General features: G+C 68.0%; 23 protein-coding genes. 8 read left to right on the top strand and 15 right to left on the bottom strand.

Annotated elements, in window-relative coordinates:
- Window positions 1–63 precede the first annotated feature (63 nt).
- Window positions 64–702: a hypothetical protein gene (locus OG218_RS00335; protein WP_328291214.1), complete on the top strand. Its 639-nt coding sequence runs from the start codon at window positions 64–66 to the stop codon at window positions 700–702.
- A gap of 99 nt (window positions 703–801) precedes the next feature.
- Here the strand turns inward: OG218_RS00335 and OG218_RS00330 are convergent, their stop codons facing one another.
- Together OG218_RS00330 and OG218_RS00325 are read right to left on the bottom strand one after the other, a co-directional pair.
- On the bottom strand, window positions 802–2949 hold the full coding sequence (locus OG218_RS00330) for a DUF4041 domain-containing protein (protein WP_328291213.1): 2148 nt from the start codon (window positions 2947–2949) through the stop codon (window positions 802–804).
- A 127-nt stretch (window positions 2950–3076) separates the two neighbouring features.
- Window positions 3077–3760, bottom strand: coding sequence for a hypothetical protein (locus OG218_RS00325; protein ID WP_328291212.1), 684 nt, complete (start codon window positions 3758–3760; stop codon window positions 3077–3079).
- A 242-nt stretch (window positions 3761–4002) separates the two neighbouring features.
- Here OG218_RS00325 and thyX point away from each other — a divergent pair, with 242 nt between their 5' ends.
- Entirely contained in the window at window positions 4003–4767 is a 765-nt protein-coding gene (thyX, locus tag OG218_RS00320; protein ID WP_442906435.1) for an FAD-dependent thymidylate synthase, read from the top strand.
- Window positions 4768–4906: 139 nt separating this feature from the next.
- Window positions 4907–5668: a metallophosphoesterase family protein gene (locus tag OG218_RS00315; protein WP_328291210.1), complete on the top strand. Its 762-nt coding sequence runs from the start codon at window positions 4907–4909 to the stop codon at window positions 5666–5668.
- A gap of 95 nt (window positions 5669–5763) precedes the next feature.
- Here OG218_RS00315 and OG218_RS00310 read toward each other — a convergent pair whose 3' ends face one another.
- Window positions 5764–6297 (bottom strand): GNAT family N-acetyltransferase, encoded by a 534-nt coding sequence (locus tag OG218_RS00310; protein ID WP_328291209.1) that lies wholly within the window; start codon window positions 6295–6297, stop codon window positions 5764–5766.
- Window positions 6298–6506: 209 nt separating this feature from the next.
- On the opposite strand from OG218_RS00310, the gene OG218_RS00305 reads away from it, so the two are divergent.
- Window positions 6507–6818 carry a hypothetical protein gene (locus OG218_RS00305; protein ID WP_328291208.1) on the top strand — a complete coding sequence of 104 codons (312 nt, stop codon included), beginning with the start codon at window positions 6507–6509 and terminating at the stop codon, window positions 6816–6818.
- Between the two features lie 159 nt (window positions 6819–6977).
- On the opposite strand, the gene OG218_RS00300 is transcribed toward OG218_RS00305, so the two are convergent.
- The gene (locus OG218_RS00300) at window positions 6978–7283 is read right to left on the bottom strand and encodes a hypothetical protein (protein WP_328291207.1); all 306 of its coding nucleotides are present in this window, start codon (window positions 7281–7283) and stop codon (window positions 6978–6980) included.
- A 267-nt stretch (window positions 7284–7550) separates the two neighbouring features.
- On the opposite strand from OG218_RS00300, the gene OG218_RS00295 reads away from it, so the two are divergent.
- Together OG218_RS00295 and OG218_RS00290 are read left to right on the top strand one after the other, a co-directional pair.
- On the top strand, window positions 7551–8090 hold the full coding sequence (locus tag OG218_RS00295; RefSeq protein ID WP_328291206.1) for a GNAT family N-acetyltransferase: 540 nt from the start codon (window positions 7551–7553) through the stop codon (window positions 8088–8090).
- A 214-nt stretch (window positions 8091–8304) separates the two neighbouring features.
- Window positions 8305–8967, top strand: a complete 663-nt coding sequence (locus tag OG218_RS00290) for a hypothetical protein (protein ID WP_328291205.1) — start codon at window positions 8305–8307, stop codon at window positions 8965–8967.
- 133 nt (window positions 8968–9100) lie between these two features.
- On the opposite strand, the gene OG218_RS00285 is transcribed toward OG218_RS00290, so the two are convergent.
- Together OG218_RS00285 and OG218_RS00280 are read right to left on the bottom strand one after the other, a co-directional pair.
- Complete coding sequence (locus OG218_RS00285; protein ID WP_442906434.1) at window positions 9101–9325, bottom strand: helix-turn-helix domain-containing protein; 225 nt, start codon at window positions 9323–9325, stop codon at window positions 9101–9103.
- Window positions 9326–9408: 83 nt separating this feature from the next.
- Window positions 9409–10119, bottom strand: coding sequence for a hypothetical protein (locus OG218_RS00280; protein WP_328291203.1), 711 nt, complete (start codon window positions 10117–10119; stop codon window positions 9409–9411).
- 208 nt (window positions 10120–10327) lie between these two features.
- On the opposite strand from OG218_RS00280, the gene OG218_RS00275 reads away from it, so the two are divergent.
- Window positions 10328–10705, top strand: a complete 378-nt coding sequence (locus tag OG218_RS00275) for a hypothetical protein (protein WP_328291202.1) — start codon at window positions 10328–10330, stop codon at window positions 10703–10705.
- A 70-nt stretch (window positions 10706–10775) separates the two neighbouring features.
- Here the strand turns inward: OG218_RS00275 and OG218_RS00270 are convergent, their stop codons facing one another.
- Window positions 10776–11192 (bottom strand): hypothetical protein, encoded by a 417-nt coding sequence (locus tag OG218_RS00270; protein WP_328291201.1) that lies wholly within the window; start codon window positions 11190–11192, stop codon window positions 10776–10778.
- 118 nt (window positions 11193–11310) lie between these two features.
- On the bottom strand, window positions 11311–12096 hold the full coding sequence (locus tag OG218_RS00265; RefSeq protein WP_328291200.1) for an aminoglycoside 6-adenylyltransferase: 786 nt from the start codon (window positions 12094–12096) through the stop codon (window positions 11311–11313).
- A gap of 243 nt (window positions 12097–12339) precedes the next feature.
- On the opposite strand from OG218_RS00265, the gene OG218_RS00260 reads away from it, so the two are divergent.
- Window positions 12340–13008: a hypothetical protein gene (locus OG218_RS00260; protein WP_328291199.1), complete on the top strand. Its 669-nt coding sequence runs from the start codon at window positions 12340–12342 to the stop codon at window positions 13006–13008.
- 537 nt (window positions 13009–13545) lie between these two features.
- On the opposite strand, the gene OG218_RS00255 is transcribed toward OG218_RS00260, so the two are convergent.
- The 7 genes from OG218_RS00255 to OG218_RS00225 all read right to left on the bottom strand — a co-directional run bounded on the left by OG218_RS00255 (window position 13546) and on the right by OG218_RS00225 (window position 18588).
- A complete protein-coding gene (locus OG218_RS00255) occupies window positions 13546–14205 on the bottom strand; it encodes a hypothetical protein (protein WP_328291198.1) in 660 nt (219 codons plus the stop codon).
- A 2-nt stretch (window positions 14206–14207) separates the two neighbouring features.
- A complete protein-coding gene (locus OG218_RS00250) occupies window positions 14208–14780 on the bottom strand; it encodes an RNA polymerase sigma factor (protein ID WP_328291197.1) in 573 nt (190 codons plus the stop codon).
- Window positions 14781–15040: 260 nt separating this feature from the next.
- Window positions 15041–15730, bottom strand: a complete 690-nt coding sequence (locus OG218_RS00245; RefSeq protein ID WP_328291196.1) for a hypothetical protein — start codon at window positions 15728–15730, stop codon at window positions 15041–15043.
- Window positions 15731–16044: 314 nt separating this feature from the next.
- Window positions 16045–16338 (bottom strand): hypothetical protein, encoded by a 294-nt coding sequence (locus tag OG218_RS00240; RefSeq protein ID WP_328291195.1) that lies wholly within the window; start codon window positions 16336–16338, stop codon window positions 16045–16047.
- 330 nt (window positions 16339–16668) lie between these two features.
- The gene (locus OG218_RS00235; RefSeq protein ID WP_442906339.1) at window positions 16669–17421 is read right to left on the bottom strand and encodes a phosphotransferase family protein; all 753 of its coding nucleotides are present in this window, start codon (window positions 17419–17421) and stop codon (window positions 16669–16671) included.
- A gap of 134 nt (window positions 17422–17555) precedes the next feature.
- Complete coding sequence (locus tag OG218_RS00230) at window positions 17556–17957, bottom strand: YunG family protein (RefSeq protein ID WP_328291193.1); 402 nt, start codon at window positions 17955–17957, stop codon at window positions 17556–17558.
- Window positions 17958–18063: 106 nt separating this feature from the next.
- Window positions 18064–18588, bottom strand: coding sequence for a GNAT family N-acetyltransferase (locus tag OG218_RS00225; protein WP_328291192.1), 525 nt, complete (start codon window positions 18586–18588; stop codon window positions 18064–18066).
- Window positions 18589–18679: the final 91 nt, after the last annotated feature.

The raw sequence follows: 18679 nt of genomic DNA, 5'->3' as shown, positions 1-18679 counted from the left end.
CACCTGGCCCACTCCTCGAGGACGACTGGGAACGGCGCATGCAGACGCCACGTCACACCGCACATGAGACGGGTGCACGACGTCACGCCACCGCTGCTGGCGGTGCTGGCACTACTGCTGACGTCTAGCGGATGCAGCGACACCCCCACAACCCCGCCAGCCACCTGCGACAGCCAGACCGCCACCACTCCGGCGTCCTGGGCCCCCTGGCAAGTCAGCGCCACCCTCACCCCGGACAGCACCGCCTCACCGGAGGCGGTGCCCACGGTGCAAGCCATCGCCTCCGTGCCCTACCCGTACCACTCCGGAGACGACCCCGCCGCGCCGCGGGTGTGGCGCTGCGCTGGCTACACGATGCTCAACCTCGTACTGACTCAGCCCGACCAGCCGTCCGGTACCCCCGTCAGCGCGACGCTGCCCCGCACCCCCTGCACCGGGGACCGCGTGACTTCAGAAAGTGGCGAGTGCGCTCTGCGCCTCGTCGAGCGCACCAGCTGGTGCGCGAAGGACCTCGGCGGCGGCCAAGAGGCCGGCTTCGACGGATGGTGGGTCAACGTCACCGCCGCTGAGGCCGGGACGTACACGTGGACCCGCGACATCACCTGGACCCGCTACCCCCGACAGGCCACCAACTCCACGACCGCCCCTCCTCCGATCGAGCGCTCTGGAGAGGCCACCGTGACCGCGACCCTTGCCCCCTGAACAGGACGACAGGCACTTGGCGACGTCACGGTCATCCCGCTGGTCGCGCTTGCGCTGAGTCACCACGTCGCGAGGCGCAGGCCAAAGCCAACCGCCCCCTCATCGAGCCCGGGGGGTCGTCAGGGTCAAGTGCTCACCGCTCTGACGCCACTCCAACGCCTCCGCGAAATCCTTGTACGTCAGCAAGTGTGACCCGCGAATCTTGGCTAGCGCTTCGCGCACCTCGGCTGGTGTGGCGTAGAAGAACTCCCGGTGCCGATTGATTCGGTTGACTCGCTGTCCGGCGAACGCGGCGTGCAGCTTTCCCTCCAGCCCGACGGCATCCTCGCTCTCGATCAAAGCGTGCACATCGAAACGGAAGGGCACCGAAGCGTCACCGAGTTCCTTCACACGGTCCATGGGGTTCCGGCGACGGGTCATACCGATCTTGACCATGCGCTCACCGAAGGCGCCGAGGTTGGAGATGACGTACACGAACCCGGCGCGCAAGTTCGCCTGCCGGGCGTCGACCTTGACCATCTCCTCCTGCACGTCTTGCAGCTTGGCCTGCAAGTCAGCCACCGCCGCCGAGGACGCCACACCAGTGCTGGCTACTCGGAGAGCGGCGAGGTAGTGGTCCTCCTCCCTGCGCAGCTTGGCCCGTTCCCGTTCGAAGTCGGCCAGGGCCTTGGCTTCTTCGCGAGCCTGCTCACGGGCCTCCCGCAGCCGTTCCCGTTCCTCCTCGACCTTGGCCAGGTGGTCAGCGGTCAGGCGGATCTCCTGAAGACGGGTACGCAAATACCGCTCGCCGACGCGGATCGACATCATCGTCCCCAGCCGGGCGATCGTCTCCGCAGCCTTTTCCAACCGCTGTGTCGCGGTGTGCACGGTGTGCGGTCGGACGCTGCGTACGCAGTTGTCGGCTTCAGCGTTGAACGCTCGAAGCATCAGCTTCGAGGTTTCCTTGACCATCTTGGCGCCGTCGCGGCTAGACCCGTTGACCTGCCAGTTCGTGGTTGCCAGCACCGCCCCACCGTCTCGGACCATGGCTTTGATGTTGTCTTTGATGTTCGCTAGGCGGGCCTTGTAGGCCACCGCGTCGTCGAGGGGGTGGGAGTAGCGGTAGATCCCGGCCTCCTGCAGCACCGCCTCCTCGTCGGTGACGATCAACGTCTCTCGCAGCAGGGCCAGATCGGCTTGAGCAGCGGCGATGTCGCGGTTGACCACCTCCAGCTCTTGGCGGGCGGTGTGCAGTCGCCGGTCGGCGTGAACTTGCTGCTGTGCCAGCGTCAGACGCCGGGTCGCGGTTTCTGTGGCCAGCTGTACCGCATCGAGCGCCCCCAGCCGCTGGACCTGCTCGCCCAGGAACGCGTTGTCGGCCTCGGCCGTCGACAACGCCGCGCGCAGGCGACGGACCTCCTCGCTGAGTCGGACGGCATCAATGCCGCCGAGGTTGGCTAGCTGAGCCCGCAGGGCGGCGTTGTCTTCCTCACGTGCCCGTTGGCGACGGCCCAGCCAGCGAGACCGTGTCGCGGACTCGATCGGCCGTGAGTCAGCCGACGAGGTAGTTGAAGACTGTTCCCGAGGGTGAGCGGCCGGTGCATGCTGACCATCCGACGTCTGTGTCGGCGTAGGACTTGGCGCAACCGTCGCGGGAGGCAGCGCGGGCGATGGCGAGACATTCGTCCTCGGGCTGCTGTCGACGTCAGGACTGGTGTCCTCATCCTCGACGCTGATGCCGAAGTGCCGGGCCAGGGCGGCCAGCCCCTCGTCCCAGCCCTGGCCCACGCAGCGGGCCTTCCAGCCATCGCCTCGGCGGTAGACCTCGACGGCGATCAGCGCCGGCTCGCTGCTGGCACCGGTCAGGTCCAACTGCGCGACAACCTGATGTTCGTCGTCGTGCAGGGTGACGGTGAGTCCCGGGACCCGTCCGATGAGCCCACCGTCAGCGCTCAACGTCACGTGCAGGGCGGTGATGTCGGAGGAGATGGCGTCCAGTCGCAGACGGACCCCGTCGAAGGCACGGTCTGCTTGAGCAACCTGGCCGAGGTGTTGCACGGCTCCGGCGACACCTGCGGGCTGGTTGTAGAAGACGAAGTCGGCATCCGATCGCACCTTGCCGTCGGCGGTTACCGCGACCACGGCGACGTCAACAGCGTCCTCTCCTGCAGGGGCTGGCCAGGATGCGATGACGTCCAGGTGTCCGCCTCGGCAGATGTGGGCGGGTAGCTCGCGGTTGGCGCCGCGGGCAAGCGGGAAGCTCGTCACCGGATGAGTCTGCCGATCAGCGCAGTGTCATGTGGGCGGTTTCGGCAACCGGTGCTGATCACTCGGGCGACGTCACGGTCATCCCGCGGTGCGCGCGCAGCGCACGGTCATCCCGCGGTGCGCGATGTCAGGAACTTCTCGCGTGGAAGGCGATGCCTGGGCGCCTCCAAGCAGTCAGCAGAAGCACCACACCAAGACCAAGCTCGATCGCATAGACCCAAGTCGCCACGGAGCGGTCCACCGTGCGACCCCACATCAACGGCAGCGACAACAACGCCGGCAGCTGCCCACGCCACGACTCCGACAACGGAGCGGCGTAGCCCAAGAGGAACAACACCAGCGGCTCCCCGACCAGGAGCACTGCCGTGACCCGCCACCACCCGAACCGGGTCACCCGCGTCGCGGACGCTCGACCCGCTCGCCGTCCCCGCAGCTGCCACCACGCCCCGAGAGCACCGAAGAGCGGCCCAGTCACCACACCCGCCTCGAAGTACACCGCGTTCGCCAGCGCCCACCCGGGCACCGCGGCGAACCCTCGTTGTCCGTCCAGCCCGATGCTCAGCCCCACCACGACGTAGAACGCACCCAGACCGATGAACGTGGTCAGTAGACCCCACAGCGCACCCGCCGTCCGTGACCGTCCCACGCTGCCCGCCAGCAGCGGCAACAACAGCCATGGGGTGCTGAGGTTGCCGACCGTGGCGCGGACATCGTGCAAGACGCCGGTGCTCGTCCCCGCGGGGTCCTTGCACACCGCCAGCACGGCACCGAAAGTCACTGCCGCGGCCAGCACCGTGATGTACCTACGCATGGATCGGACAGTAGGGCTCGCCTAGGCACCGGCGGAGCAAGACCGAGAAGAACTTGGTCATCCCGCCTGACATCAAGCGTCGCCGACCGCACGGTCATCCCGCGGTGCGCGCGGTCGCTCGAGGCCGCGACGACCTTTCACGCCGATGACCGGGACATGGTGGGAAGGAGTGTCCGCCGTCGCTGAGCAAGACCAGCCAGTAGCGTCACGGCGTTGCCCACCACACTGGAGTGATCATGACCATGCAGGCCGACGACGCGGCACCCCTCCCGCCCACCGAAGCGGCTGAAAGCTCGCGGGTGCAGCTGCGCAGCGACATGGACGTCGACCTCATCCGCAGCGCCGCGCGCGACGCCGACGTCGTCTTCGCCGCCCGCGTCTCCACCCAAGGCGAGGCCAGCCTGAGCACGGTGGAGGCCGACGCGAGCGGCTCCACCGGCCTCATCAGCTACCTGATGCGCTCCCGGCACGGCACCCCCTTCGAGCACAACTCCATGACCTTCCACGTCCGGGCACCGCTGTTCGTCTTCCGCGAGTTCCAGCGCCACCGCATCGCCTCCTACAACGAGGAGTCCGGGCGCTACCGCGAGCTGGAAGCGGTCTTCTACACCCCCGCCCCCGACCGCAAACTCGTCCAGGTCGGCAAGGCTGGGCACTACACCTTCATCGAAGGTGAGACGGCCCAGTACGAGCTGGTCACCGGGCTGGTCCGTCGCCAGTCCGAAAGCGCCTACGGCGCCTACCGGGAGATGTTGGACGCTGGCATCGCTCGGGAAGTCGCTCGCATTGTGCTGCCGTTGAACCTGTACTCCTCGATGTACGTCACCCTCAACGCACGCTCGTTGATGAACTTCCTGTCCCTGCGCACCACTGCACCCGACTCGGCTTACCCCTCTTACCCCCAACGGGAGATCGAGATGGTCGCCGAGGCGATGGAGCAGCAGTGGACTGAGCTGATGCCTCTGACCCACGCAGCCTTCGTCAAGCACGGACGCGTCGCCCCCTGACCGGTCGACAACCTCGCGGTCATCCCGCGTTGTGCGCGGTCCTGAGCTGCCAGCGGCGTCGCGGTCATGACGATGACCAAGCGTTCGTGGTCTTGATAGTGATCTTGCTGGCGACGTCGTGGCAGACCAGACTCCGGTCATGGTGGCAACAGTGGCGGTCCTGTCCGACGTGCACGGCGTCCTGCCCGTCCTCGACGCCGTCCTCGCTGAGCCCGACGTCCAGACCGCAGACCTCGTCGTGGTGACCGGCGACCACGCCGCCGGCCCGCAACCCACCGCCGTGCTGGACCGGCTCACCAGCCTGGGCGAGCAGGTCCTGCTCGTGCGCGGCAACGCCGACCGCGAGCTCGTCGATCTCCGGCGCTGCTCCAACCCAGACGTTCCGGAGCCCGTCGATGCGTGGGCGGCGCAGCAGCTGAGCCAGCAGCACTTGGACCTGCTCGCAAGCCTGCCGCACCCGGTGACCGTGGACGTCGACGGCTTCGGACCGGTCCTGTTCTGCCACGGCAGCCCCCGCGACGACGATGAGGTGGTGCTCGTCGACACCCGCCTGGCCCGGTGGGCTGAGGTCTTCGCCGACGTCCCCGAGGAGGTGCGCACCATCGTGTGCGGGCACACCCACATGCCCTTCGTGCGACTGGTGGACCGACGGCTGGTCGTTAACCCCGGCAGCATCGGGATGCCCTACGGACGCGCGGGCGGGAGCTGGGCGCTGCTGGTGGGCGGCAACGTGACCTTGCGCCACACCCCGGTGGATCTGGACGAGATGGTCGCGGCCGTCGTCGCAGGCTCGGACTTCCCGGGTGCCCAGGCATGGGCTGAGGACTACGTACGTTCCGAGGCCAGCGACGTCGAAGCCGTGACCACCTTCGGACCCCGTGACGGGCGACGCACTGACTGAGCCCTCGGACAGCACAACGGCTGCAGGCATGTCGCGGCCATATCGCGGTGCGGACGTCGTCGGCGTCCGCACGTGTCGGAGACCACGCTGTCGGTCTAGGTGTCGGCGGCGTCGTCCCCGGGCAGTCGCCACGCCATGCTGACCCGCGGCCACGCATCCAGCCCGAGCTCACGCTCGTGACGTCTGACCGCTAGCAGTCCCGGACCCAGGTCACCCTCTGGAACCACCGAGAAGCCGAGTCGGGCGTAGTAGGGCGCGTTCCATGGCACCTCCGCGAATGTCGTCAGCGTCATGGTGCCGAGCCCCTGCTGGACCGCCCAGCTGGCCGCGGTGTCGATCAGCTGTCGGCCCAGCCCTCTGCGTGCGAAGGCCGGGTCCACTGACACCTGTTCGATGTGGGCTGCCTCATCGATGACGTCGATGAGGAGGTAAGCGACCGCGACGTCGTCACCGGCGTCGACAGTGGCCACCCACGCGCGTCCTCGAGCCTGGTACATCTCAAGATCTACCAGCGCGGGCGGGTCGTCGTCAGCGATGCTCCCCATGTCGAGGTCGCGGAAGGCCGCACCTGCGGCGCGCTCGATGTCCTGGAGTCGTTGCAGGTCGCGGGGCTCAGCTCGGCGGATCACGCGGCACGGTTGCACACCGGAGGAGGTCCCTGCCTTCCTTTTGTGGCCTGGTCAGCCCGAGAGAGCACACGGTCGTAGCGTGAACCGAAGCCGGTGATCCAGCGGTCAAGTCGCGGTGCGCGACGTCACGGTCATCCCGCGGTGCGCGCGGGACATCCAACGGTCTTAGCGCCAGCAGACGACCACGTCCCGCTGGATACCGTGCAGCGATGGCAGAGGACATGCAGGCGCCAGTAACCCTGATCTTCAAGGCCGACTTCGGCGCCGACCCGCTCTGGCGGCGCGTCGCAGGACGTCAGAACGGCATGGTCAAGCTCGGCCAGCTGCCCCTGTCTGACAACCTCAAGACTGACGTGCGGGCCTGGGCACGGCACCACGACGAGCTGCAGGACCCGCCCGGGCCCATCCGAGGAACCCCTGCGGATCTGGCCGCGTGGGTGGCAGCGGGCAGGGACTTGGTCGCTCGGCTGCGCACCGAGTTGGGGCCGGACTTCGATGTGATCGACGGCTACCAGAGCTAGGACACGACGGAGTGTCCGGCTCCTCCGAACGTCACGGTCATCCCGCGGTGCGCGGAGCGCACGGTCATCCCGCGGTGCGCGCGAAGCGCACGGTCATCCCGCGGTGCGCGCGGTCCTGAGCAGCCGACAGCGTCACAACCACCGCAAGAGCGGGCCTACCTACGACCGGCGTCGCACTAGACCCCGCACACCCAGAATCAAGGCGTTGATGAATGCCAAGTACCCGGCCACCAGACCGCCGAGCATGATCGCCGCCACCGCCCACAACGCATCCTCGGTAGACAGCGGCGGCACCGCACCCACCATGAATCCCACCAACACCACCGCAGGTCCCCACCAGCTGTGAATGCCGAGATGCCCCATGAGGCACGCCACGGCAAGGACAACGGCGAGGGCAGCAACCATCCGCCCGGGGATCTGTGGACCAGCCCAGCCCGGCGCGGTCACGAACAGGTACCCGGACACGACGCCGACCACGGCTGCGACCACCCAGCACCCGATCTGAACCGCGATCGGCCTGCGCCGAGCGGGAGGCTCAGAGGAGCTGCCACCCGGGTACTTCGTAAGGGGTTGCACTCGAGCACCTTGCCCTAGCCGCGAAGGAGCAACGCGGGCATCGACGGTATCGGTACCCCTCCGGCGCAACGCGGATCGCGTAACGGACCGCAGCGTACGGTCATCCCGCCGTGCGCGTGACGCGAGCTGGTACGAACGACCCCGCATGATCTACCGGTGACTGACCTCCAGTGGCCCACCCCCGAGCAACTGCACAGCGACCGCCTCCTGCTCGAGCCGCTGCGAGGCGACCACGTCGATGAAGCGTTCCCCCTACTCGATGACGTCCGTCTGCACGCCTTCACCGGCGGTGCGCCTGACACCTTCGACGAACTGACCGCCCGCTTCGCCCGCCAAGTCCTCGGCTGCTCACCCGACGGTCAGCACGGCTGGCTGAACTGGATGCTGCGCCACCGAGACGGCGGCCCGCTCCTGGGTACCGTCCAAGCCAGCCTCACCCGGATCGAGGACCAGACGGTAGGGGGCGTCAAGACGATGGAGGTGGAGCTGGCCTGGGTCATCGGCCACGACCACCAGGGCAACGGCTACGCCACCGAGGCGGCCTCGGCCGTCGTCGCCTGGCTCGCAGCACGAGGTGCGCAGCGATTCAGCGCCCACATCCACCCCGACCACCACGCCTCGGCTGCAGTCGCCCGCCGACTGGGTCTGCACCTCACTGACCGTGTAGTCGACGGCGAGCTGCTCTGGACGAACTGAGCGCTCACGCTCAATCAGACGACGTCACGGTCATCCCGCGGTGCGCGCGAAGCGCACGGTCATCCCGCGTTGTGCGCGCTGCTGAGCTGCCGGCGACGTCGCGGTCTTGACGATGACCGCAAGATCACTAACGCCCGGAAGGCCAGCCGCTGGGTGCCCGCCTGCTCAGACGAGACGCCCCTGCGCCGATGGGTTGCCTGTGAACAGTGGAGCCGTGGAGCGTCCCAACACCTCGATGTGGCGCGCGTCGTCACGCCCGAGCATGAACGCCCCCACCACGGCAGACGGCGCGAGCACCAGTCCCGCGGCTGCGGCCAACACCTCGACGGAAGTCGTCAGCACCGCCTCGCTGGCCCATGCCTTCGGCGTCTCCGCCGACGACGTGGCCGCGTTCATCGACGGCGCCTCCATCCCGAGCACCTCTGCCTCGAGCACGTACACGCTGGACACCGCGACGCTGTCCACCGGCTCGAACGCTCAGCGCGCCACCCGCGCTGGACTTACTGGTCTCGGTATCACCTTCACCGCGGCGGGCGTGCCCGACTTCAGCGCCATCGTCAAGGCCGGCGGCAAGGTCACCGGCTGCCTGCCCCCCGACGGCCAGTCCAGCGTCATCTGGTCCATCTCCGGGGTGAGCACCACCGTCCAGTACGCCGTGGAGATCGACAAGGGCGACGGCTCCGCCCCCATCTACCTCAAGGGTGTCAACGTCAGCACCGACGCAGCCGCCACCAAGGCCCAGCGCAAGGACGCCCTCGTCTGCGCCGCCAAGCTGATGGCCCAGATGCCCAGCACCCTGGACGAGGTACGGACGCGCTGCTGGGCTGGCCAAAGCGAGTGGATCACTCCGCAGCGCAGCATCGACATCACCGCCTAAGCCGCACACACCGGCCATCTCCGGCAGCCGCGATGTCGCGGTCATCCCGCGGTGCGCGTCGTCGCCAGCGGCCGATGGCCCCGCTCTTGACGAAGGGCGGTGACCCGACCCGCGTTCCTCATCGGTCGGACGTTCAGCTCCGCGGTTGCAGACTCAGCACGTCACCTGGCTGGCACTGCAGGACATCGCACACCGCGGTCAGGGTGGTGAAACGCACCGCGCGGGCCCGGTTGTTCTTCAGCACCGACAGGTTCACCACCGTGACCCCAGCCCGCTCCGCCAGCTCGACCAGGGTCATCTCCCGTTCCCGCAACAGCTCGTCCAGGTGGCAGACGATCCGGTGCGCGTCCTCGACCACTCCAGCGGCCCCACCGTCGTGACCGGTCGGGTGCGCCGGGCCCGTCGGGTCCGCCCCGTCTCTTTTCGGCGTCTTGCGTGGGCTCACACCAGCCCGTCCACGTCCCGGTCCAAGCGCTCGGCGTGGCGAAACGCCTCCGCCAGCAGCAGCAGGGTCACCACCACCGCCCCCACGGGCAGTGAGTGCCACTGCAGGCCCGGCACCGCCAGCCCTAACGGATGGTGCAGACGCTCCAGCACCATCCCGCTGGCGATGGTCGGCAGCAACGGGTGCAGGACCGCGGCGAGCAGCACCGTGACGGCCAGGGCGGCGAAGCGGCGGGCGTTGCGCCGGGCGAATGGTCGCGGACCGGCCAGCGAGGTGAGCACCGGTTGCAGCAGGAAAGAAATGATCGCCGCCGCCAGACCCAGGACGGCGCGGTCCCCGCGGGAGAGGAACTGCTCCCAGCGGGTGGAACCCCACGACGACAACGTGAAGGTGGCCGCCTCGTCACGGGCAGTGACCCAGTTCCCCTCGCCGGGCACGACGTCGTTCAGGCGTTGGTGGTGGTCGGTGAGGGCGAATCCGCCATCCTCGACGCTGGGGGTCGCCGTGGTGACGGCCACCGGCACCCGAACCGTCGCCGGGGCCTGCGTGGCCGCGCCGATCGCGTAGGCAAGGCCGGTGATCAGGAGGTAGACCCCGACGAAGTGCACAGCCCAACCGATGAGGCGGATGGTGCGGGGGCGGACGTAGGTCCTCGGCGCGGGCGGCGGCGTCGGTGTCGAGGTGGACAGCGACCTGGACGACGGCATGGGGCTCCCGGGATGGCTCGTGCCGCCCAGGGTGGCGACGACCTCCGAAGCATGGCATATCGGGAATCGATGCGTGCGTTGTTCGGGGAACCAGCTTGTGTGGCCCGCTCATGCCGCCGACATTCCTGCGGTGGGGAGGCTGCCGCGACGTCACGGTCATCCCGCGGTGCGCGCGGAGGGCACGGCGCGGCGCTGCCAACATCAAGACATGGCCGCACCACCGATCACGTTGTCGACGACTCTGGACAGCACCGCCTCTGTTGACGAGGTCCTGACCCGGTTGCGTCAGCTGTCCTGGGGGCCATCCGTGCGCTGGGACCAGCCGACGGACACGACGCTGCGCATCTCCAGCGGGTCCAGGCTGAGGTACCGGATGCTGGGCAAGTGGGCGGGCGGTCAGCACTTCCCACTCAGCGCGGTGTTCCACCTGGAACCGCACGAACACGGAACCTCGGTGCACTTCACCCTGACCAACAACGAGGGCTGGTACCTGCTGCAGACGCCCCGGGGGCGCGAGGCCTGTCGAGCGCGGTTCGACGAGCTCCTCGCCGCGATGAGCGCGGAAGGCATCGTCGAGCACCGCTGAGTTTCTCGCCGCGCGACGTCGCGGTCACGACATCGAGCACGGGCGCCCAAGCCTGTCGGAGGTGCTGCGCTCAGTCGCTGCTCGTTCCCGCGAACCAGTCATCCACCGCCGTCTTGGCCTCGACCAAGCTCAACCGCGGATCAACACGACGCACCAACTTGATCACCACGATGCGACCCCCCGGCCCGCTCACGTCAACCCGGTGCTCTTGGACCAGGCCCTGGATGCGCTCCGGGGTCATCGACCGTACGGCGTCCAGGGAGTGTCGACGCTCATCAGCCTCGTCCTGAGTTGAAGCAGGATCACGGCGGAATCGGCGGCGCACGTCCACGACGACCTGCGCGATGAAGTAGACGCCGACGACCACTCCGAGCACACCGAAGAAGTAGTCGCCTGCACCCTCGTGATCGGTGAGTCTCTCGGCTGCGCTGAGCAGGGCGAAGAGGCCGAGGAAGGCGCGAGCAACCACCTGCCAGGCGGGCGTCACCTTGGGCCTTGACCGAGATCGCGAGTCCACGACCCTGACCGTGCCAGATTCCGGAAGTAACCAGGGCAGTCGTCACCCGCCCGATGTACTGCTCATCCCGCGTTGTGGTCGTTGACGGTCAAGCGTTGAGGTGGGTGTACGCCTGCTGCGCCAGCGCGTGCAGACCTGACCAGTCCGAGACGTAGCCGGGCTCCAACTGCACCGCCAAGTCGTCGTAGACCTGAGCCGCTTCCAAGACCAGGGCGATGCCACCGGCCGCAGTCCATGGATGCCGACGCACCGCCTCCAGCTGAGCGACAGCCTCGTTGCGCGGACCGCCGAAACGGTGGCTGCTCGTCCCTGTGTCCCGATCTCGCAGCACCATCGCCTGCACCAGGCAGCACCGCACCAGCTCCAGACCCAGGTGGAAACCGATGAGCAGGTCCGCGCGAGCCAGCTTCACCACCGCCAACGCCGCGGTGAACCGGACGTCCATCACCTCATCCGCCACCGCACTGACGCGCGTGACGTTGGGGCCGGAGTCACCAGGCTTCGCGAACGGCACCTGCTGTGGAAGGGTCGAGGACCGTTGGTGCAGCAGCCGACCAATCGGTAGAACCGTCGGTTCGGACGACGAGACCAGGTCTAGACGCCGGCCGTCGTCGTAGACCACGCGCTGCACGTGCAGCTCCCCGTCCTGGTGGCGGGTCAGAGCCCAGGGCTCACCGAAAAGTGTCGGCCAGGCAGCGGCAAAGGTGGCGTCAGCGGCCGGATCGAGCAGGACCGCAAGGTCGACGTCACTCCAAACGTCCAGCAGTTCGGCGGCCGGGTCAGCGGCCGAGCCGTGCACGCGAAGTTCGATCACCTGCTCGTCGTCGAGGGCCGCTTGCCGCGCTATGTCGAGCAGTTGCTGGTGCCACGTCATGAGCTGAGTCTGGTCGGTGACGACTTCACGGTCATCCCGCGGTCAGGCGGTAGATCGCCTCTACGTGGCGGAGCCACCGTGCCGCCCCACCCACACCAGAACGAGGATGAGCCCAACCACGATGAGAGCCCCCCAGACTCGAACGTCTTTCACGAGTGAAGCCTCGCAGGGCACACTGTCCGAAGGGCCGTTCCCGCAGTTCCGAGTCATCCCGCGGCGACGCCACCAGGCAAACTCACCAACGTGCAGCCACCGGCCAGCCCATCCCGTCAAGCCCTACTCGAACAGCTGGCCACCGAGGTCGAGGCCCTACCCACCGATCCCTACGTCCGCCTCGGCATCGACGGCGTCGACGGAGCCGGCAAGAGCGTTCTCGCCGGTGAGCTCACCGCCGTCCTGCGCCGGCGGGGCCGCACGGTGGTTCACGCCTCCATCGACGGCTTCCACCATCCTCGCGCCCACCGCCACACCCGCGGGCCGAGCGACCCCGAAGGCTTCTACCGCGACTCCTACGACCTGGCCGCCCTCCAGGAGCAACTGCTCGACCCCTTCGCCGCTGGCGGTCACGGCCGGCATCGCACCCACGTCTTCGACGCCCGCACTGACACCGTCCACCTCGCCAAGCAGCAGCAAGCCACGCCCGGCACCATCTTGGTCGTCGACGGGATCTTCCTGCACCGCCACGAGCTGCGCGGGCGTTGGACGTGGTCACTGTGGCTGCAGGTCGACCGGGCCACCACCTTGCGGCGCTGCGCAGAACGCGACGGCTCCGGTTCACCCGATCCCGCTGCTGCCTCGAACCGCCGCTACGTCGAGGGCCAGATGTTGTACATCCGCGACGCCACACCGCAGCAACAGGCCACCCACGTCCTGGACAACAACAACCTGGCCCATCCCGTCCTGCTGCGCTGAGCCGACACTCGACAAGGTTCCAGTACAGCGTCGCGGAGCGCACGGTCATCCCGCGGTGCGCGCTCGAATCTCGTCGGCGGAGTCCACAGCACCCCGGCTAAGTCCTGCTGCGACCTGACTGGAGCCTGCGGCGAGTAGTCACGCCAGCCAGAGCACCGAGCCCGATGCCGAAAGCGGCTATGAGGACCGGGAGGAGCCAACCGGGTGCCGACGGGACGATGAGCGCCACCACGAGTCCCAGAACAGCTCCCAGAACGGCCGCGATGGCGCCAACTATCGCGGGGAGCCAAGCTTTGATCTCGTTCACGAGGCCACCCTCTCAAGACGCAGGGACCGTACGGCCATCCCGCGTTGTATGCGCCGTCGCCGGCGGCGGGCAACTTCTCGCTCGTGGCGAAGAGCGAGTGATCGCTGTCGGACGACCACCTACCTGCCTCGACGGCTCCTCCTCACGAGGGACGCCGCACCCAGGGGTACGAAAGTGGCCGCCAGGATGGCCACGAGCCACGCCCCTCGGATGGCGTGTCGTAGACCACGCTACTGACTGCACTCAGACACAACCGGGGCCGAGAAGCTGAGCGTCGCAACGTTCCACTGGCTGGGCTGAACCTCAACAAACCGGGCCTGCGCGACGGTCTTACCGTCCTCATCGCGAACCACGACAGCACCGTCTCGGCGCACCCGGTCGACACCCAGCCTCGAAGCCTCCTCCTGCACCGCGTGCAACACCCCCAAGACGGCGGAGTTCTGGACGAGGGCATTGTCGATCTCAGCCGACCTCGGCTGGGCCTTGAGGTGCTCTTCCTGGGAGTCGGAGACATCGATGAGGTACTGCACCGCCAGTTCCGGGCTGGAGTAGCCGCTGCCATCGGAGTCGTAGGTGATGCTGCCGCCCTGACACCACGCCGGGAGGTCTCTGCCCGCAGAGTCACTTCCCGCGCCGTGAGCCGAGACGACTCTGACGGCCCCCTCTCGCCCCGTCAACGCTCCTGAGCTGACCGCGGCGGTCCCAAGGCCCACGACAGCTAGCACCACGACGGCAGGCAGGACCTGCGCACGGCGGCGCCGGCGCTTACCCCTGCGCTTCACCGCCTGCAGGTCAGGGGTGTAGGTCGGTGCGGGACGGGCCTGCAGGTCCCGGCGCAGTTGCGCCTCCACCCCTGCATCACCTGGCGACTCCTCGAACTGCTCGATCATGCTCACCCTCCTCGATGCGTGCTCGGTGGTGGCTGCTCCTCAACGGCGGTGCTCACCGGGGCGGCCTGGACCAGGCCCGCTGCGCGTAAGGCGGTGCGGGCGTGGTGGGCCTGGCTTTTCACCGTCCCTTGTGAGCACCCCAGCAGCTCGGCCACTTGCGCCACCGGCAGCTCCTCCACGAAACGCAGCACCGCCACAGCACGTTGGCGCAGCGGCAGGCGGGCGAGCAGGTCGGTGGTGTCCAAACGCGCGGCACTGTCCGCGGCAGTGTCCGGTATCGGATGGACGTCGGCGGCGGCGTTGAACGTCTCCTCGTCCACCGCGCTGCTCTCGTGGCGTCGCCAGGCGCGGCGGTTCTCCGAGATCAGTCGGCGTACCAAGGTGGTACGGGCGTAGGCGTACTCCTGCCCGCCACGACGTACTCGAGGCCAGGCGGCATAGACGCGTTCCATGGTGTCCTGCACGACGTCTTCGCTGTGGTGCCAGTCGTGGCACCAGGCGTAGGCGACCCGCCGTAGCCGCGGCATCGCCGTCACGGCGAAGTCGTCGAAGGACGTCTCGCTGTCTGCGCTCACTACTCACCCCCTCACATGCTGATACGCCGCAGCCATCTCTTGAGGTTGCATCTCCGGTATCGAAGCCGGTGGTGAGTTGACGCCGTCGTCGGGTGGGCAAGCGCACGGTCATCCCGCCTTGTGAGCGCTGTCGTCAGCGGTCGCGACGTCGCGATCATGTCGAAGAGAGAGCGATGCGCTGAGGTGGCGAGCTGGCCGATGGTGATAGCAGGCGCAGCCGTCAGCCTGTGGCGATGCCACGGGCTGCACGGCACCCAGGCTCACGTCGCCTCAAGCCCTCGCACACCCCAGTCCGCGCAGTTCACGACCTGCACGCCTTCAGTCGTGATCAAGACCAACGTTCGGCCTCCGCGCATCGTCGCGGTGCCGCCGACGCGGTCCCAAGGACGTCGCTCCAGGACCTCCCCGTCGTGGCTGAACCGAAGCAGCGAGTTCTTCCCCTCGATGGTCTCGTGGACTGCGACCCAGGTCTTCGTCACCGGGTCGTGCAGGACATGACGGAAGTGGTCGGCCACCCTCGCTCGTTCCCGTCCGTCAGGGTCAACGATCCGCAACGGCCCCCCAACCTCGGCGACCGCCAGATGCTCACCGTCGGTGGCCGCAGACACGAGCCCACCCCCGGACGTCCCAACCCGGGACCCCAGTGGATCCAGCGACCCGTTCAGCAGACGGCACCAGTCGCTGCCTACCACCAGCGTCATGTCTGCGCGCACTGCGAACACCTGCAACGCCCCACGCAGTGAACGCACCTCCTCCCCTGAGGCTGCATCCAGCACGCGCGTGGCTCTGCGGAGGTGTGTCACGACCACCCGACCGTCAGCCACGGCCGTCACGGCTTGCACGTTCGTGCGGCTGCGGTCCTGCCACAGCCGCTTTCCCATCAGGTCGTACCCGCACACGCCGTGGCGCTCCCACGCACCAGCCACCACCACAGGGCGCTCCCCGGGCACGAGTGCTCCCCGCCAGCCGCCGCCGGATCCCTAGACCGTCTCGAACGTGGCGCAGCGCGCACCGCGCACCAGTGACCACACGTCCACGACTCCCTTGGGGCGGGCAGTGACCAACAGGTCCTCTTCCCACGGTGGGGCGGCCACATCCCGAAGGTCGATCACCACGAAGCACCCCCTACGAGCCCACCGAAGATCATGCCCAGGAGTGTGCCCGGTGGATCCGACAGCAGCGTCCCACCGAGGCGACGAATTCACGGTCATCCCGCGGTGTGCGCGCAGTCGTCGGGCTAGATGACGGCGACGACAACACAAGATCACCGGGGTCGCCTGCTCACTCGCGTAGGCACACTCGGCCGATGCAACTGCTCCTGGGTACGGACGTCACGGATCCATTGGCGGATCTCAATGAAGGTTCCGTCGAACATACGAACAGGCAGGTACTCCGCTGCCGTGTTCACCTGCACGAAGACCTGCACCGCGAAGGCTTTGTTTTCCTTCTCGATGCGGTCGCCAGCATCGGTCCACGCTGCCCAGTAACGCCCGGTGGCTAGTTCGACGACCTGCATGGTGCCCTTCCAAGGGGGTCCCATCGGCTCGCCGGTCAGCATGTCGGTGATCGGGGCGGGCCGAAAGATCAGGGAGTCATCGACTGGTCGGTCCCACTGAGTCCCGTCCCACCGCGTCCTACCTGGCGCTACTGAGTCGTCCACACGCCACCCCTCCACCAAGAGACCAGTCCACTTACGACAGTGTCGACTGCGCCTGGCACGTCTCGAGCGAATTCTCGGACAGGCTGACGGTCGATCATCTCGTCTCGTGTGCGGAGCGCACAGTCATCCCGCTGGCCAGGACGTCTTGTTCTTGACGGTTGGGGCATCGGACCAACAGCTGAACGAGGATCGCCGTCACGAGCGGGCTGCTGCCTGACGTGGAGGAAGTCACATCTGCGCCTTGAGCACATCGACCTCACAACCTGGCGCGAACGGGTCGAACCCGTGCTCGAGCAGCCACCGGATGGCCGACAAGCTGCGCACCGACCACCAGCCCCGGACCACGTCCAGGTCCAGGTCCACGGCCGAGCCGTAGCCCGCGACGACGTCCCGTAGGTGCTCCTCGTGCCCAAGGGTCAGGGTGGCCAAGTCGGACAACCCATCCCCTCGCGCCGCCTCGGACCAGTCGATCACCCCCGTGACCTCATCCCCGTCGACGAACACGTGGGTGAGCTGCAGGTCTCCGTGGGTGAAGACCGGGATCCACTCCCGCAGCGCGAAGTCAGCAACCCGCCGGTTGCGCATGACCAGGTCGGTGGGCAGCACGTCGTTGCTGATGAGCCACTGGCACTGCCGGTCGAGGTCCGCCTCGATCTCCTCCAGGTCCGGGCCGGGCCATGGAGGCAGTGGTGCATCGTGCAGTCGCCGGATGGCGGCACCGGCCGCGGCCCAGGCGCCTGGCGATGCGGTCGAGGGTTGTCCCAGGCGCCCCAGCGCTACTCCCGGCATGGCGGCCAGGGCGAGGACGGGAGGGTTGCGCCAGAGGACCTGTGGTGTGGGGACCGGCGCCAGCGCCATCGCGGCCATCTCGACGTCGGTGCGCGCTCGATCTGCATCGATCTTGAGGAAGATGTCACCGACGCGTAGGGTCGCCCGCTCCTGATGGGCGACGACGACCTCCACCTGTTCCACGTCCGTCATCGTGGCGGACGCCGTCACCGGAGGGCGACGGCTTTGTGCTGGCGACGGCATCGCTGGTTGACCAGCAGACTTCACGGTCATCCCGCGATCTGCACGTGGCTGCGGACTTCTCGGTCTGCTGGTCCACTCGGGGGTCAAGACGATGACGCCTTGGACTGGAGTGCGGCGGTGACTCTTTCCTGGAGCAGCTGGAACGGTCGCTCGCCAAGCCCGTCAGGGTTCCGTCGTGTCGTGACCCGGCGCACGTTGATCAACGACTCAGTGTCAGTGAACTGGTCTCGTGTCAGGTCGAGCTCGACCCCGCCAGCGGTCACGTTCCAGTAGTGCACGCCCTCCACCCGGCCCTCGTACTCGACGTCGGCCACCATCAGGTCGCCGCCCAGCAGCGCCTGCAGGAGCAGGGCCGTCGTTCCGCACTGACCTCGCGAAGGCTGCCCGCTGCCGCGGGCCATGTAGTCAGCTGAAGCGAAGAGGGTGTCAGGTCCCCACGACGCACGCACGGCGGCTTCGATCGCGCTCAGGGTCAACGTCGCCATGGAGGGCATCGTCCCGCATCGGGACGACCGCCAGCTCTGCGCACCTGCGCGTACCGCCTGCTGGCGATCTTCCGGTCATCCCGCGATCCGGGCGGCCCCCGGCTCGTCAGAGGGCAGCTACGTCCTCGGTGAGGGTCCGTCGCAGTCGCACGATGGGGACCGGCCCCAGCCGGTCCATGACCGCGGTCTTGCCATCCGACTCAAAGCCGAGCGAGGCGTAGAACGCTCGCGTCGGTGCCGTATCGCGAGGAGTCCAGAGCACCACCTCCCGCCACCGACTGCGGTCCAAGCCGGTCAGCAGGTGCTGCATCAGACGGCGACCCGCGCCGGCACGCCAGTGCGTCGGGGCCACGTAGCAGGCCCGCACCTCGTAGACGCTGCCCCGATGGCAGTCCTCGTCCTCGCTGGGGTGCCCCAGCAGCCACCCCACGACACGATTCCCGTCCTCGGCGACGAACTGGACCGCTTCGGAGGACATCGTCAGCAGGTCCTCCCGACGTCGCTGCGGTGCGCCGTCGTAACTGGAGAGGTACTCCTCGCTGACCACCCCGGCGAACGCCGCCTTCCACGCTGCTGCGTTCACCTCTGCGATGGCCTCGGCATCGTCGGGGACAGCGGGTCGGATCAGCACCCGCTCGACCCTAGCTATCGCTTGAGCCGTGTTCGCGGTCATCCCGCCTTGTGCGCGCTTCTGGCGATGGTCGAGCTCCTAGAGTGACGAG

Origin of the sequence: Kineococcus sp. NBC_00420 (assembly GCF_036021035.1) — a bacterium.
Taxonomy (GTDB): domain Bacteria; phylum Actinomycetota; class Actinomycetes; order Actinomycetales; family Kineococcaceae; genus Kineococcus.
This window is presented reverse-complemented; position numbering and strand designations above follow the sequence as displayed.

Bases quoted from the DNA above. Each gene is read 5' to 3' on its own strand.
- OG218_RS00305 (WP_328291208.1), top strand. From the start codon at position 6,507: ATGGCAGAGGACATGCAGGCGCCAGTAACCCTGATCTTCAAGGCCGAC.
- OG218_RS00335 (WP_328291214.1), top strand. From the start codon at position 64: ATGAGACGGGTGCACGACGTCACGCCACCGCTGCTGGCGGTGCTGGCA.
- OG218_RS00235 (WP_442906339.1), bottom strand. From the start codon at position 17,421: ATGACGGACGTGGAACAGGTGGAGGTCGTCGTCGCCCATCAGGAGCGG.
- OG218_RS00275 (WP_328291202.1), top strand. From the start codon at position 10,328: ATGGCCGCACCACCGATCACGTTGTCGACGACTCTGGACAGCACCGCC.
- OG218_RS00240 (WP_328291195.1), bottom strand. From the start codon at position 16,338: ATGCTGACCGGCGAGCCGATGGGACCCCCTTGGAAGGGCACCATGCAG.
- OG218_RS00265 (WP_328291200.1), bottom strand. From the start codon at position 12,096: ATGACGTGGCACCAGCAACTGCTCGACATAGCGCGGCAAGCGGCCCTC.
- OG218_RS00315 (WP_328291210.1), top strand. From the start codon at position 4,907: ATGGTGGCAACAGTGGCGGTCCTGTCCGACGTGCACGGCGTCCTGCCC.
- OG218_RS00255 (WP_328291198.1), bottom strand. From the start codon at position 14,205: ATGATCGAGCAGTTCGAGGAGTCGCCAGGTGATGCAGGGGTGGAGGCG.
- OG218_RS00230 (WP_328291193.1), bottom strand. From the start codon at position 17,957: ATGGCGACGTTGACCCTGAGCGCGATCGAAGCCGCCGTGCGTGCGTCG.
- OG218_RS00280 (WP_328291203.1), bottom strand. From the start codon at position 10,119: ATGCCGTCGTCCAGGTCGCTGTCCACCTCGACACCGACGCCGCCGCCC.
- OG218_RS00325 (WP_328291212.1), bottom strand. From the start codon at position 3,760: ATGCGTAGGTACATCACGGTGCTGGCCGCGGCAGTGACTTTCGGTGCC.
- thyX (WP_442906435.1), top strand. From the start codon at position 4,003: ATGCAGGCCGACGACGCGGCACCCCTCCCGCCCACCGAAGCGGCTGAA.